16 protein-coding genes are annotated in these 14,129 nt (G+C 73.2%); 5 read left to right on the top strand and 11 right to left on the bottom strand.

Going from position 1 to position 14,129, the window contains the following annotated elements; all coding sequences use genetic code 11:
- Positions 1–15: 15 nt before the first annotated feature.
- From ACZ573_RS31065 to ACZ573_RS31045, 5 genes are all read right to left on the bottom strand, one after another.
- Complete coding sequence (locus ACZ573_RS31065; RefSeq protein WP_471310521.1) at positions 16–777, bottom strand: SDR family oxidoreductase; 762 nt, start codon at positions 775–777, stop codon at positions 16–18.
- A 28-nt stretch (positions 778–805) separates the two neighbouring features.
- Positions 806–1,567 carry a 3-oxoacyl-ACP reductase FabG gene (fabG, locus tag ACZ573_RS31060; RefSeq protein ID WP_382539444.1) on the bottom strand — a complete coding sequence of 254 codons (762 nt, stop codon included), beginning with the start codon at positions 1,565–1,567 and terminating at the stop codon, positions 806–808.
- A gap of 233 nt (positions 1,568–1,800) precedes the next feature.
- Positions 1,801–2,184, bottom strand: coding sequence for a DUF3037 domain-containing protein (locus ACZ573_RS31055; RefSeq protein WP_030009794.1), 384 nt, complete (start codon positions 2,182–2,184; stop codon positions 1,801–1,803).
- The gene (locus ACZ573_RS31050; protein ID WP_471310518.1) at positions 2,181–3,029 is read right to left on the bottom strand and encodes a HipA family kinase; all 849 of its coding nucleotides are present in this window, start codon (positions 3,027–3,029) and stop codon (positions 2,181–2,183) included. The genes ACZ573_RS31055 and ACZ573_RS31050 overlap by 4 nt, the downstream gene beginning before the upstream one ends.
- 18 nt (positions 3,030–3,047) lie before the next feature.
- Positions 3,048–3,662, bottom strand: a complete 615-nt coding sequence (locus ACZ573_RS31045) for an isochorismatase family protein (protein WP_471310515.1) — start codon at positions 3,660–3,662, stop codon at positions 3,048–3,050.
- A 130-nt stretch (positions 3,663–3,792) separates the two neighbouring features.
- On the opposite strand from ACZ573_RS31045, the gene ACZ573_RS31040 reads away from it, so the two are divergent.
- Complete coding sequence (locus tag ACZ573_RS31040; protein WP_471310512.1) at positions 3,793–4,218, top strand: pyridoxamine 5'-phosphate oxidase family protein; 426 nt, start codon at positions 3,793–3,795, stop codon at positions 4,216–4,218.
- Between the two features lie 12 nt (positions 4,219–4,230).
- On the opposite strand, the gene ACZ573_RS31035 is transcribed toward ACZ573_RS31040, so the two are convergent.
- Positions 4,231–5,163, bottom strand: coding sequence for a LysR substrate-binding domain-containing protein (locus tag ACZ573_RS31035; protein WP_471310509.1), 933 nt, complete (start codon positions 5,161–5,163; stop codon positions 4,231–4,233).
- Between the two features lie 74 nt (positions 5,164–5,237).
- Between ACZ573_RS31035 and ACZ573_RS31030 the strand changes: the two genes are divergently transcribed.
- A complete protein-coding gene (locus tag ACZ573_RS31030) occupies positions 5,238–6,239 on the top strand; it encodes a DMT family transporter (protein ID WP_471310507.1) in 1,002 nt (333 codons plus the stop codon).
- 93 nt (positions 6,240–6,332) lie between these two features.
- Here ACZ573_RS31030 and ACZ573_RS31025 read toward each other — a convergent pair whose 3' ends face one another.
- Positions 6,333–7,667: an aminotransferase class I/II-fold pyridoxal phosphate-dependent enzyme gene (locus tag ACZ573_RS31025; protein WP_471310504.1), complete on the bottom strand. Its 1,335-nt coding sequence runs from the start codon at positions 7,665–7,667 to the stop codon at positions 6,333–6,335.
- A gap of 37 nt (positions 7,668–7,704) precedes the next feature.
- Between ACZ573_RS31025 and ACZ573_RS31020 the strand changes: the two genes are divergently transcribed.
- Positions 7,705–8,415 (top strand): pyridoxamine 5'-phosphate oxidase family protein, encoded by a 711-nt coding sequence (locus tag ACZ573_RS31020; RefSeq protein WP_471310501.1) that lies wholly within the window; start codon positions 7,705–7,707, stop codon positions 8,413–8,415.
- Here the strand turns inward: ACZ573_RS31020 and ACZ573_RS31015 are convergent.
- Both ACZ573_RS31015 and ACZ573_RS31010 read right to left on the bottom strand, forming a co-directional pair.
- A complete protein-coding gene (locus ACZ573_RS31015) occupies positions 8,397–9,356 on the bottom strand; it encodes a DMT family transporter (protein WP_471310498.1) in 960 nt (319 codons plus the stop codon). The genes ACZ573_RS31020 and ACZ573_RS31015 overlap by 19 nt on opposite strands.
- Positions 9,357–9,518: 162 nt before the next feature.
- Positions 9,519–10,493 carry an EamA family transporter gene (locus tag ACZ573_RS31010; protein WP_471310495.1) on the bottom strand — a complete coding sequence of 325 codons (975 nt, stop codon included), beginning with the start codon at positions 10,491–10,493 and terminating at the stop codon, positions 9,519–9,521.
- A gap of 172 nt (positions 10,494–10,665) precedes the next feature.
- On the opposite strand from ACZ573_RS31010, the gene ACZ573_RS31005 reads away from it, so the two are divergent.
- Entirely contained in the window at positions 10,666–11,094 is a 429-nt protein-coding gene (locus tag ACZ573_RS31005) for a type II toxin-antitoxin system Rv0910 family toxin (protein WP_471310493.1), read from the top strand.
- Between the two features lie 141 nt (positions 11,095–11,235).
- Here ACZ573_RS31005 and ACZ573_RS31000 read toward each other — a convergent pair whose 3' ends face one another.
- Positions 11,236–11,856, bottom strand: a complete 621-nt coding sequence (locus ACZ573_RS31000) for a PadR family transcriptional regulator (RefSeq protein WP_471310490.1) — start codon at positions 11,854–11,856, stop codon at positions 11,236–11,238.
- A 616-nt stretch (positions 11,857–12,472) separates the two neighbouring features.
- On the opposite strand from ACZ573_RS31000, the gene ACZ573_RS30995 reads away from it, so the two are divergent.
- A complete protein-coding gene (locus tag ACZ573_RS30995) occupies positions 12,473–13,315 on the top strand; it encodes a PhzF family phenazine biosynthesis protein (protein ID WP_471310487.1) in 843 nt (280 codons plus the stop codon).
- 59 nt (positions 13,316–13,374) lie between these two features.
- Here ACZ573_RS30995 and ACZ573_RS30990 read toward each other — a convergent pair whose 3' ends face one another.
- Entirely contained in the window at positions 13,375–14,100 is a 726-nt protein-coding gene (locus tag ACZ573_RS30990) for a hypothetical protein (protein ID WP_471310484.1), read from the bottom strand.
- Between the last annotated feature and the right edge of the window lie 29 nt (positions 14,101–14,129).

Here is a 14,129-nt window from a genome sequence, read left to right as displayed (position 1 = left end):
ACGTCCGATTATCGGTCAGTGAACCCCGGCATTGAGGAACATCCCACCATCCACGACAAGAGTTTGCCCGGTGATCCATTCCGCTTGTGCAGATGTGAGGAACGCCGCCGCCCCGCCGATGTCCTCCGGGAGCCCCAGCCGGCCGAGCGGATAGGCCGCCGCGGCCTCCTGCTCCCGGCCCTCGTAGAGCGCCTGCGCGAACTTCGTCTTGACCACCGCGGGGGCGATCGCGTTCACCCGGACCCCGGGCGCCATCTCGTGCGCGAGCTGGAGGGTGAGGTTGATCATGGCGGCCTTGCTCATCCCGTACGCGCCGATGAAGGGCGAGGCGGAGACGCCGGCGATGGACGCGATGTTCACGATCGCGCCGCCGTTGTCCTTCTGCCAGGCGTGCCAAGTCCGCTGGGCGAAGCCGAGCGCCGAGATCACATTCGTCTCGAAGACCTTCCGCGCGACCCCGAGGTCCAGGTCCGCGATCGGCCCGAAGACGGGATTGGTGCCCGCATTGTTCACCAGGAAGTCGACGCGGCCGAAGGCCTCCATCGTGCGCTCGACGGCGAGGGCCTGGTGGGCCTCGTCGTGCGCCTTGCCGGCGACGCCGATCACCCGGTCCGCGCCGAGCCGCTCGACGGCCTCCTTGAGAGCCTCCTCGCTGCGCCCGGTGATGCAGAGCCGGTCACCCCGGGCGACCAGCGCCTCGGCGACGCCGTAGCCGATGCCCCGGCTCGCCCCGGTGATCAGAGCGACCTTGCCGCTGTCGATACCGCTGTACGTCATGTCGTACGCCCTGTCTCTCGTGGACTCGTCAGTTGAGCGGGCCGCCGGCCACGTACATGACCTGGCCGGAGACGAAGCCCGCGGCCTCGCCCGTGAAGAAGGCGATGGCGTTGGCGACGTCGTCCGGGCGGCCGACGCGCTGGACCGGGATCTGGGTGGCGGCGGCGGCCTGGAAGTCCTCGAAGCCCATGCCGACGCGGGCGGCCGTCTGGGCGGTCATCTCGGTGGCGATGAAGCCGGGGGCGACGGCGTTGGCGGTGACGCCGAACTTGCCGAGCTCGATGGCCAGGGTCTTGGTGAAGCCCTGCAGACCGGCCTTGGCGGCGGAGTAGTTGACCTGGCCGCGGTTGCCGAGCGCCGAGCTGCTGGAGAGGTTCACGATGCGGCCGAACTTGGCCTCCACCATGTGCTTCTGACAGGCCTTCGACATCAGGAACGCACCGCGCAGGTGCACGTTCATGACCGTGTCCCAGTCGGTCTCGGTCATCTTGAACAGCAGGTTGTCGCGCAGTACACCCGCGTTGTTGACCAGGATGGTCGGGGCGCCGAGCTCGCTCGCGACGCGTGCGACGGCCGCCTCCACCTGCGCGCCGTCGGAGACGTCGCAGCCGACCGCGAGCGCCTTGCCGCCGGCCGCCGTGATGGCCTCCACGGTGTCCTTGCAGGCTGCCTCGTCGAGGTCGAGTACGGCGACGGCCCGGCCCTCGGCGGCCAGGCGTACGGCGGTGGCGGCGCCGATGCCCCGGGCCGCCCCGGTCACGATCGCGACGCGCTGCTCGGTGGTGGACATGCTGGATCTCCTCGCCCTTGAGAGGCGGCCGCCCAGAGGTGAGCAACCGCTTAGTAGCTTCAGCTGAGGAGACGCTAGGAGCCCTGGCACCCGGTGTCAACGCCAGTCGATCCGGCCCCGCCTGCGTTTCGGGCGCGGGGGTCCGGGGGCGGGGGCGGGGGCGGGGGCGGGGGTCCGGGGGCGGGGGTCCGGGGGCGGGGGTCCGGGGTCCGGCGGCGGAGCCCCGGACCGCCTCAGCGGACCAGCAGGTCCAGCAGCCGCTCCACCTCCGCCGCCGGATCGGCCGTCAGGCCGGTGTGCACCGGACCCGGCTGCACCACGGTGCTCCGCGGGGCGATGAGCCAGCGGAACCGCCGCCCCGCGTCGTCACCCGCCGCCTGCCCCGCCTCGGCCCCGCCGCTGCACACGCCCTCGACCCCACGCAGGGCGGCTCGTACCCCGGCCACATCGGCCCCGGGGTCCAGCGCGAGGAGCTTCGCCTCGTCGAGGTGGGTGCGCGCGGCGACGTACGTGTGCGCCCGGCAGTAGACGATCACGCCGGCGTTGAAGCACTCGCCCCGTTCCATCCGGGGCACCACGCGCACCAGCGCGTACTCGAACACGTCCCGCTTGGTCACTCGATGTCGCTCTTCTTCTTGTGGGTCTTGTGGGGCCATTCCGGCAAGTGATCGGTGAGCCAGCCGGGAGGTCCGGCAGGCGTCTTCACCTCGGCCTCCAGCGAGATCCTCTCGTGGATCGTGGCCGCGCGCGGCAGCAACGCCTCCACATAGGCGCGGCGCAGCGCGTCGGTGGAGTCGAAGCCCGGCTCGTCGACCAGCCACTCGTCGGGGACGTCGGCCGCAACCTCCGTGAGCAGCTCCTCGGTGACCAGCGGCGCGAGCGCGGCGGCCGCGGCGGCGATGTCCGGGCCCACCGGGGCCAGTACGTGGTCGGAGGCGTTGTAGGGCTTGGCGGCCGCGGCCAGGGCGGTGGGCCAGTTGTGGTGCCAGATCATGGTGGCGCCGTGGTCGATGAGCCAGAGGTCCCCGTGCCAGACCAGCATGTTCGGGTTGCGCCAGGAGCGGTCGACGTTGTTGATGAGGGCGTCGAACCAGACGACGCGCCCCGCCTCGACGGGGTCCACCTGGTACGCCAGCGGGTCGAAGCCGATCGAGCCGGGCAGGTAGTCCATGCCGAGGTTGAGCCCGCCGCTGGCCTTGAGCAGCTCCTGGACCTCCTGGTCGGGCTCGCCGAGCCCGATCACGGGGTCGAGCTGCATCTGCACCAGCCGTGGGACCCTCAGCCCCAGCCGCTGGGCCAGGCGGCCGCAGATGACCTCGGCGACCAGGGTCTTGCGGCCCTGGCCGGCTCCGGTGAATTTCATGACGTAGGTACCGAGGTCGTCGGCCTCGACGATCCCCGGGAGCGAGCCGCCCTCACGCAGGGGCGTGACGTAACGGGTCGCGATCACTTCGGACAGCATCCGCCCAGGTTACGGGGGTCAGGCCGCGGGAGCCCACTGCATGAGCAGCTCTTCGGCGGTGGTGATGGCCGCGACCAGTGCGAGGGAGTTGCGGATCACCTCGGCGGTGCAGGAGGCGGGCACCCCGGCGATGGCGTCGGCCGGTACCACCACCCGGTAGCCGAGGTTCACGGCGTCGAAGACGGTGTTCGGGATGGCGATGTTGGAGGAGACCCCGGTGACGACGAGGGTGCGGATGCCGAGATTGCGCAGCAGGGGGTCGAGATCGGTACCGGCCATCGGGGAGAGGCCGTGCAGCCGGCGGACCACCAGGTCCTGACCGGCGACGACGATGGGCGCGGCGACCTCCACCGCCCGGCTCCCGGTCAGCTGGCGCACCGGCAGCCTCTCCGCGGCCCGGAACAGCCGGGCGTTGGTGTTCGCGCCGAGCCCGTCGGGCCGCCGCTCGGCGACCGCGTGCAGCACCTGTACGCCGGCTCCGCGCGCGGCGTCGGCCAGCGCGGCGACCCGTGCCAGCATCCCCGAGTCCCGGGCCTCCTGGGCCAGCTCCGGCAGCGCGCTCTCCTCGCCGACGACACCGTTCTGGCACTCGACGGTGAGCAGCGCGGTGGTGGCGGGATCGAGATCCGGCATGGCTCCCCCTGGCGTGGCGACGGAAGAGCCCTCATGATTCCTGACACACAGTCAGATGTGAAGGGGTGCAGGACGGATGGACGTGGACGGGGCACGAACCGGAACCTCACAGCGGCGGGGCCGGCGCATCATGATGAGCGACGCGGAGGTGGACTCCTTCCTGCGTGAGCAGAAGACCTGCCGGGTCGCGACGGTCTCCCCCGACGGGCGCCCGCACGTGGGGGCCCTGTGGTTCGCGTGGGACGGCAGCTCGCTGTGGCTGTACTCGATCACGCGCAGCCGCCGCTGGTCCGACCTGAGCAAGGATCCGCGGATCTCGGTGGTCGTGGATTCCGGCGAGTCGTACGACGAACTGCGCGGGGTGGAGCTGTCCGGCAGCGCCGTCTTCGTGGGCGACGCCCCGCGCACCGGCGAGCCCTGCACCGAGCTCGCGGAGGCCGAGCGGATCTTCCCGGTCAAGAACTTCGGCATCGAGGAGATGCCGCACGACGGGCGGCACGCCTGGATCCGGCTGACCCCGGACTCGATCGTCTCCTGGGACTTCCGCAAGCTGTAGGCAGCCGCGGGCCTAGGGGGTGTCTTGCCGAAGTCCGGCGGCCGCCTGCCGCAGGGCGTCGACCGCGGCCCGGATGGAGGGCCGGCGGTCGGCGTCCGCGCGCCAGACGGCGTACACGTGGCGCCGTACGCTGTCGCACACCGGCAGCAGCCGCACGCCGGGCGGCACGGGGCCGCGGCCCAGCTTCGGCGCCACGCACACCCCTAGTCCGGCCTCCACGAAGGCCAGCTGGGTGTGGTGCTCCTCGGCGATGTGGGCGATGCGCGGCTCGATGCCCGTACCGCGCAGGGTGAAGACCAGCCACTCGTGGCAGAACTGCCCCTCGTTCCAGGAGATCCAGTCGTCGTCGCCGCATTCGGCGAGGGAGATCCCGGACCCCGCGGAGCCCTCGGCCCGGCCGGCCAGCCGGTGGCCGGCGGGGACCGCGATGTCGACGGTGTCGTCCAGCAGGTGGGTCCGGGTGAGCTCGGCGGGCACCGGCATCCGCTTGTTGTGCCAGTCGATCGCCAGAGCCAGGTCGAGGTCCCCGCGCACGACGGCCGCCATGCTCTCCTCGGGCTCCTGCTCGCGCACCCGGACCCGGAGCTCCGGATGCCCGGCCCGCAGCGCGGCCAGGGCCTGGGGCAGCAGTCCGCGCATGGCGGTCGGGAAGGCCCCGATCCGCAGCTCGCCCACCGCGCAGCCCCGCTGGGCCTCGACGTCGGCCTGGGCGAGCTCCACCTGGGAGATGATCCGGGCGGCGTGATCGGCGAGCAGCCGCCCGGCGTCGGTGAGCCGGACCCCGCGTCCGTTCCTGGCCAGCAGCGGCTGTCCGACCTCGCGCTCCAGCTTGGCCAGCTGCTGGGACACGGCGGAGGTGGTGACGTGGAGGCCGTCGGCCGCGCCGCTGACCGAGCCGTGGCGGGCGAGGGCGTCCAGGGTGCGCAGGCGCTCCAGGTTCAACATGTAAGCAATGCTACGGCGTCACCCAGAGAAACTATCGCTTGTCCTACGAAGTTGATACGAGCACAGTAAGGGGCATGAGCGCACCGACCACCCCCGGGCCGACCCTCCCGGCCGCCTCCCCGGCCCCGGCCTCCCCCACCTCGACCGCCGCCGCCTCCCCCACCAACACCACCGGCCGGCGCCGGGGCGGCCTCCTGGACTGGCGGGTCCGGTTCGCGATCCTTTCGGTCATCTGGGGCTTCAGCTTCCTCCTGATCAAGGTCGGCACGGAGGCGTACGCGCCCTTCCAGGTGGCGCTGGGCCGGGTCCTGTTCGGCGCGCTCGCCCTGCTCACCGTGCTGCTGGTCCGCCGCGAGCCGCTCCCCCGGGGACTGCGCACCTGGGGCCACCTGACCGTGGCGGCACTGCTGCTCAACACCGCCCCGTTCTCGCTCTTCGCGTACGCGGAGCTGAGCATCCCCTCCAGCCTGGCCGGCATCTGCAACGCCACCTCGCCGCTGTGGGGCATGGCGCTGTCGCTGGTCGCCCTGTCCGAGGACCGCCCGACGCGCCGCCGGTTCGCCGGGCTGGGCCTGGGCTTCCTCGGCGTCCTGACCGTGCTCGGTGCCTGGCAGGGCTTCTCCGGTGTCGACGCCAAGGGCACCGCGTTCGCCCTGCTGGCGTCCCTCTGCTACCCCATCGGCTGGATCTACGTCCGCCGTACGCTGGCCGGGACCCCCGGCTCCCCGGTGGCCCTGACCGGCGGCCAGCTCATGATCTCCACGATCCAGCTCGCGCTCGTGAGCGCTGCGTTCACCTCGGCGCCGAGCTCGTTCCCGCTCTGGCCCACCCTGTCGGTGATCGCGCTGGGCGCCCTCGGCACGGGCATGGCCCTGCAGATGCAGTACGGGCTGGTGACGGAGGTCGGCCCGACCACCGCCCAGATGGTCACCTACTTCATCCCGGTCATCGCCACCACGGCGGGCGTCCTGGTCCTCGGCGAGCAGCTCCACTGGAACACCCCGGTCGGCGCCGCGATCGTACTGGCCGGCGCGGCCCTCACCCAGACCCGCCCCGGGGCCCGCAGGCCCGCCTGACCGATGCTGACGTCCGGCCCGGCTCGGCGGCGGCGTCCCTGGAGCGCCGGGCTGCCGTCGGCACGGGCTCCGGGCACGCCCGCCGGGCCGCCGTCAGTCGTACCGCACGCCCGCCGCACCCACACTGGCCGCCGCGGCCACCGCGTCCGCCAGGCCCGGCACCTCGGCAACCGTCAGCTGCGAGACCGTCAGCCGGATGCCCGGCCCCGCCTCGACCCTGAAGACGGCCCCCGGGGACACCGCCCATCCGGCGGCGAGCAGCCGTGTCACCACCACCGTCTCGTCGACCACCGGCACCCAGACGTTCAGGCCGCTGCGCCCGTGCGCCCGGACTCCCCGCCGCCGCAGCGCCTCGACCAGCGCGTCCCGCCGCCCCGCGTACGAACGGGCCACCACCACCGGGTCGACCGCCCCTGAGGTCCACAGCTCCACCACCGCGTACTGCAGCAGCCGGCTCACCCAGCCCGGCCCCAGCCGCTGCCGCCCCCGCAGCCGGTCCAGCGTGATCGCGTCGCCGGTCAGCACCGCGAGCCGCAGGTCCGGCCCGTACGCCTTCGCCGTGGACCGCACCAGCACCCAGTGCCGGCTCACCCCGCCCAGCGGATGCAACGGCAGGTCGACGATCCCGTTCCCGTGGTCGTCCTCGATCAGCAGCACCTCGGGGTGGTCCGCCAGCAGGGCCCGCAGCTCCCGCGCCCGCTCCGCGCCCACCGCGGCCCCGGTCGGGTTCTGCGCCCGCGCGGTCACCACCAGCGCCCGCGCCCCGGCCGCCAGGGCCCGGGCCACCGCCTCGGGCCGGGGTCCGTCGTCGTCCACCGCCACCGGCAGCACGCGCAGGCCGAGCGCCGGGACCAGGTCCAGCGCCCCGCCCCATCCCGGGTCCTCGACCGCCACCGCGTCACCCGCCCGCAGATGGGCGGTGAGCACCCGTTCGATGGCGTCCAGCGCGCCCGAGGTCACCGCCACGGGTCCCGGCGGCACCCCGTCGGCGTCGAAGCCGGCCCGGGCCAGTTCCGCGAGCTCCGGGGCGACCGGGTCCGCCCCGTAGAGGGTCGGCGCCTGCCCGTACCGCCGGGCGGCCGCCGCCAGCGGCCCCTCCAGCGCGGGGAGCAGGGATACGTCCGGACTGCCCTCCGCGAGGTCCCGTACGCCTTCCGGCACCACCATGCGCAGCGCGTCCCGGGGCGTGCTCGACGGGCGGGACCGCACCCGGCTGCCGCGCCGCCCGTCGGTTTCGATGACCCCGCGCTCGCGCAGCGTCCGGTAGGCGGCGGCCACGGTGTTGGGGTTCACCCCCAGATCGCCCGCCAGCTCCCGCATCGGCGGCAGCAGTGAACCCGGCGGGAGCGCGCCCGAAGCCACGCCCGCCTCCACGCCGGCGGCGATATCCGCTGCGCGACGCCCTGTGATCCGATAGTCTCCTAGCACAAACACAAGTATGCACTAGTGCAATGGAGTCCGCACCATGACCGCCACGCCTGCCACGGAGACGCCCGGGACGCCGCCCCCGAGGGACGCATCGACCGCGAGCTACGAGCCCACCGACCGCACCGTCCCCAGCCGCTCCCGCGACCGGGCGCGCTACGACCGCGAGACGGTGCACTCAATACTCGACCAGGCCTACGTCTGCCACCTCGGCTTCGTCCGCGACGGCGCGCCCGTGGTCCTGCCCACGCTGTTCGCCCGGGTCGGCGAATCGCTGTACATGCACGGCTCGACCGGCTCCCGCCCGCTGCTCGCGGCCGGCCGCACCGACCCGGGCCTCCCCGTCTGCGTGACCGTGACCCACGTCGACGGACTGGTCCTGGCCCGCTCGGCCTTCCACCACTCGCTCAACTACCGCTCGGTCGTCGTGCACGGCACCGCCCACCAGGTCACCGACGAGGCGGAATGCCGGACGGCCCTGGACGCCATGGTCGACGCCGTCGCCCCGGGCCGCTCCGCCGACACCCGGCCGGCCAACGCCCGGGAACTCGCCGCCACCGCGGTGATCCGCGTGGACCTCGCCGAGGTGTCCGCGAAGATCCGCAGCGGACCGGTGAACGACGACGCCGAGGACCTGGACCTGCCCCACTGGGCGGGCGTGCTTCCGGTGGCCCCGGCGTACGGCACCCCGGTGCCCGCCGCGGACCTGGCCCCCGGCATCGCCGTCCCTGACTACCTCAGCGCGCTCTGAGGGCTGCGCCCCACGGGGGTGGGCGCAGCCACCGGCCGACGGGCCTCCGCCACGATCAGCGCACCCACCGCCGTCAGCAGCAGCAGGGTGCCCAGCACCACGGCGCCGGTCAGCCGCTCCCCGAGCAGCAGGACCGCGATCACCGCCGCGCTCACCGGCTCGATCAGCATGATCACCGACACGGTGGCGGCCCGTACGGCGGCGGCGCCCGTGAAGTACAGCGCGTACGCCAGCGCGGTCGGCACGGTGGCGACGTACACCAGCAGCCAGAGCACCCGGCCGAGGTCGGCGGTGTGCGGCAGCAGTCCCTCCACCGCGGCGAGCGGCAGGAGGCACACCGTGCCGACCGCGACCGACCAGGCGGTGGTCACCAGCGGGTCCCCGCCCGCCCCGCGCTGCCCGAGCCACCGCGCCTGCAGGGTCATCCCCGCGTAGCCGGCGGCCGACAGCAGCGCCCAGCCGACGCCGAGCGGCCGCACCTCACCGCCGCCGCTGCCCAGCACCAGAACGGCGAGCCCGGCCAGCGCCCCCACGACGGCGGCCACGCCACCGCGGCCGAGCCGCTCGCCCATCCAGGACCGGGCCCCCAGCGCGATGATCACGGGCCCGGCGCCGAGGGTGACCACGGTGCCCACCGCGAGGCCGGTCTCGCGCACGGCGGCGAAGTACGCGGCCTGGAAGAGGGTGAAGAGGAGCCCGGTCCCGATCAGCGAAGCCACCGAGGGCCGCACCCGGCCGGCGGCGGGACGGGAGCCGCGTACGGCGAGCACCCCGAGCAGCACAACGAGCCCGCCCGCGCACCGCCAGAAGGACAGGGCGAGCGGGCCGAGGTCACTGGCCAGGAAGAGGAGGGAGGCGGCCGCCCCGGCGGTGCCCCAGGCGGCTCCGGCGACGACGAGGTACAGCAGACTGCGCCCGGCGGCGGGCGAATGGTTCGACACGAGATGTCTCCGCGCATGCGTGAAGGATGAAAGAAGCAGGTCATCGCCTCGCGGGCAGCGCGGACCCGCCCAGGGGCTCCCCGGGCCGGGTACCTGACGTGGTGGCGCCGCCCGCGCTAGGCGGCGGGAGGCGGAAGCACGGTCGAATGCATGACCGCCACACTAACCCTTGCCGGCCGCGGTCGTCTCACGCGCGGGTACGAGCTGGTCGGCCACGGCAGGCACCGGCGGGGCGGCCGGGCGGGAGGACTGCGCGATGAAGGCGCCGCCGAGCACCAGGCCGCCGCCGACGATCTGCCAGGTGGAAAGGTGCTCGCCGAGCAGGATCCAGGCGAACACGGTGGCGACGACCGCCTCCAGGAAGGCCACGACGCCGGCGACCTGGGGCGAGAGCCGGCGCACCGAGACCACGCCAGTCAGGTAGGCGAAGACCGTGGCGACCAGCACCACCCAGGCGAGCAGCACCGGCGCGGGCACCATCGCGCCGCCCACGGAGGCGTCGCCGCCCAGCACCTGCCAGTCCATCTCCCAGGGCCGGGCGATCACGGTCATCACCAGGGCGCCGACGAGCATGCCGTACGCGATCACCCCGAGCGGGTCGGGGGCGTCGTCCCCGTCGGCGCCCTGGTCGGCGAAGACGAAGTAGAAGGCCTGGCAGCAGGCGGCGGCGAGGCCGAAGAGCACGCCGAGCAGGTCCAGGCTCAGCCCGGCCCAGATCTCGACCACGCAGGCCAGTCCGACGACGGCCACGGCCGCGCCCGCGGCGGCGCCGCGCGTCACGGGCTTGCGCTGCACGAAGCGGATGTAGCCGAGCAGGAGCGCCGGGCCCAGGTACTCCAGCAGCAGGGCCACGCCGACGGGGATGCGGGACAGGGAGGCGAAGTAGAAGGCCTGCACACCCGCGACGGCGACCAGCCCGAAGCCCGCGAGCAGCGCGGGCCTGCGTAGCACGAGGTCACGGTGGCGCCAGGCCAGCGGGGACAGTACGAGAGCTGCCCCGGCCACCCTGAGCCAGACCATGTGGAGGGGGTCCAGACCCGCCTCGATCAGCGGCTTCGCCGCCACTCCGGAACCACCGAACGCGAACGCCGAGACGAGGGCGAGGCCCAGTCCGGCATTTCTCCCTGACGCTTGCATCCAGCCATCATGACAGGGCGGGTCAGGAGCGTCACGGGGATGACACCTGTTGAGACGGAGTCGAGATCACACCCCGTGGGCGCCGGCAATATCTGACAGGTCGTCAGTATTGAATGTTCCGCCCGCCGGGGCTACGTTCCGCCGCACGTACCCGACGAGAAGGGGTGGTCGCATGGCTGAAGTCACCGCGGAATCACGCATCGAGGCGTCCGCCGCGCAGCTCTGGTCCCAGCTGACGGACTGGGACGCGTACGGGCAGTGGAGCATGACCCACACGAACTTCCCCAAGGGCGGACCCGAGACCCTCGCGGTCGGCGCCACCTTCACGGAGAACATGAAGATGATGGGCTTCCCGGCCGAGGTCCTCTGGACCGTCTCGGAGCTGGAGGCCGAGCGCCTCTTCGCCATCACCGGCAAGGGCCCGATGGGGGTGGCGGTCCTCACCCGGTACACCCTGATCCCGGACGGCGAGGCCACCACGGTCCGCATCGACGGCGAGTTCACCGGGGCCGCCGTCTCCCTGATGGCCGGCAAGCTCAAGGACTCGGCCACCGCCGCGCTGAACGAGTCGCTGCGCAAGCTGGCCGGCCTGGTCGTCTGACCGCCGGGCCGCCCACGCCGCCCTCGCCGCCTTCGCCGCCTTCGCCGCCCTCGCCGCCACACCACACACGAAGGCGCGCCCCGCGAGACGAACTCGCGGGGCGCGTCGCTGCGTGCCGTCGCATGCCGGGGCCGGCCGGGCTCAGTGCTCGTCGGCCAGGATCAGGTAGAGCTTCTTGCGGGCGTCGTTGATGACCCCGAGCGCCTTCTCCCGCTGCTGGGGCGAGCCGGTCTTGAAGACCTGCCCGAAGGCTTCCATCAGACCGAAGCCGGCCGTCCGGACCTCCTGCATCGCCTCGAAGTCGAAGCCGCGCCCGGCGTCCGCCCAGGGAGCGTCCGGGCCCGACTCGGCCTCGGCGCGGCCGGCGTCGGTGAGCGTGAAGAGCTTCTTGCCGCCTTCGCTCGCGTTACTGATCAGCCCCTCGTCCTCGAGCAGCTGCAGGGTCGGGTAGACCGAGCCCGGGCTGGGCTTCCAGGCCCCGCCGCTGCGCTCGCCGATCTCCTGGATCATCTCGTAGCCGTGCATCGGCCGGTCGGCGAGCAGCGCCAGGATCGAGGCGCGCACATCGCCGCGCCGGGCCCGGCCCCGCGGTCCCCCGCGTCCGCCGCGGCCACCGAAGGGGCCTCCGCCGAAGGGCGGCCCGAACGGGCCGAAGGCGGCGCGCCGCCCCTTGAAACCCTCCCGACGATCGGGCCCGCAGTGGTCGTGGCCCCGTCCGTGGTCATGCCCGTGGTCGTGTCCGTGCTGTCCGTGTGAACGCATGTCTGCGCTCCTTCCGTCACGTTGTCGTTGCTTCATCGGTTGTCCGATGTCTCCACTATCGGCGACGCCTCGCGATGTGTCAACGATATATCGGAACACGTCGGTGACAGTCGCCCGGAGCGCACGCCTTGGTGTGTTCGCGCCGATGTGGACGGGGCGATCTTTCTGACGCGCACTGGGCTCGGTCCCGGTGGATACGCACGCCAAAGCGCCACGGCTGCGGTCATAGCGGCGGTCGGCGCGGCTCTCGCCCGATCGCAGTACGCCCGTGCCGTGCGCCCGGCGATCGGGTACACCTGCCGGGTGCAGGCCGGCCGTGCACCGGGCGGATCACCGGCATGGACGTGCCACGCCTTCAACTGCGCTCAGGACGTGGCCGTGGTCAAGACGATCGAATACCGGGTCCGCCTCGGGGGAGGCCCGGACCGTGGTCCGTCGCCCTGGCTGGACAGGGACGATGCCGCCAGGGCCTGTGCCGCGCGGGGACTGACCGATCACGAGGACCTGTGGCTCGACCTGATCGGGGCCGGTCGGCCGGTTCCCGGCCCCCGCGACCGGGCCAGTCACCCCGGATTGGCCTTTGTCGACGATCAAGAAATCGCCCTACCGTCGGGGCATGCGCATCCGAATCGTCGACGCCTTCACCGACCGCCCCTTCCACGGGAACCCCGCCGCAGTCCTGCTCCTCGACAGCGCGTTCCCGCCGGACGCCTGGCTCCAGCAGGTCGCGTGCGAGATGAACCTCTCCGAGACCGCCTTCGCCCACCCCCTGCCGCCCGGCGGGGACGCCGACTGGGCGCTGCGCTGGTTCACCCCGGCAGCCGAGGTCGACATGTGCGGCCACGCCACGCTGGCGACCGCGCACGTACTGGCCACCGGCGGGCTCGCCACGGGACGGATCCGCTTCTCCGCGCGCTGCGGCATCCTCACCGCCGAGACCGCCGAGGACGGCACGATCACCATGGACTTCCCGACGTCCTCGCTCACCCCGGTGCCGGCGCCGCCCGCCGTGGGCCACGCGCTCGGCGGCCCCCCGATCCTCTCCGTGCACGACACTGCCGACCACATCGGTGACCTCGTCGTCGAGCTCGCCGACGAGAAGACCGTCCGCGAGCTGGAGCCGGACCACGCGGCCCTGCGCGCCTTCGCCCGGCGGGGGGTGATCGTCACCGCGCCCGCCGAGGATCCCTCCCTCGGGTACGACTTCGTCTCGCGCGGCTTCTTCCCCGCCTTCGGGATCGACGAGGACCCGGTCACCGGAAGCGCCCACACCGCGCTCGCCCCGTTCTGGGCGCAGCGGCTGGGCCGTACCGAGCTGACCGGCCTCCAGGGCGGTGCGCGGCGCGGTCTCGTACGGGTGACCCTGGCGGGCGACCGCACCCTGCTGACCGGCCGGGCCGTCACCGTCGTCGACGGCGAGCTCCTCGCGTCCCCGTCCGGGGCCGGACAGGCGGGGTGACCACGGGGCACGGACGCGGGCACCGGGCCGGGCCGGGCCGGCCGGGCAGCAGGGCCGGCTCAGCCCGGGGACCCGCCCCCGTCGCCGTTGCGCCCGGCGTCCACCTTCGACCGCGCCTTCGCATCCGCCTTCGCGCGTGCGGCACTGCGCCGCTTCTCCTCCTGCTCCGCCCAGGCGGCCGAGTCGATCCGCTTGCGGTAGACCTGCCCCGGCTCCGCCGCGCCCAGGTGCACCGTCCATCCCCACAGGCCGGCCGACACGAGGAACAGGACGCCCGCCACCCCCAGGTAGGAGGCGATCTCCTCGGACTCGGAGAGGCCCTCCTCGTGCATGAAGCCGGGTACGCCGGTGATCAGCGCGTTCACCCACCACGCGAGCGCCAGGTTGAACAGGACGAGGGAGACCCAGTAGCCGACCCGCACGCTCTTCGCCGGGCCGCTCAGTTCCCCCAGCAGCAGGATGCGCCGCAGCGAGACCGGCCCCGTCCGGTGGCGGCCGCCCGTGTTCTCCTTGGCCCGGCGCACCGAGGCGTAGCACTCGTCCAGCCAGCGCCCCGGGTCCGGGTCCGGCGGCGGGGAGTCGGTGGGCGCCAGCTGCTTGGCCTGGATCCAGCCCGAGAGGAACTGGATCTCCAGCTGGGCCTTCTCCAGCCGCCTGCGGTAGCGGTGGTCGGTGCTGCGTGCCTCGCGGCGGTCCCGGATGAGGAGGCTGATGCCGCCCACCAGGCCGGTGACCACGGGCACGAGGAAGGGCGCGAACGGTACCAGTGTGTCCACAACAGCCACCGGGCGCGCCTCCTCACTCGCCCCAGGGT

Source organism: Streptomyces sp. NPDC040545 (genome assembly GCF_055595065.1).
Note: the sequence above shows the minus strand (reverse complement) of the source record. Positions and strands in the feature narration are given on the sequence as shown.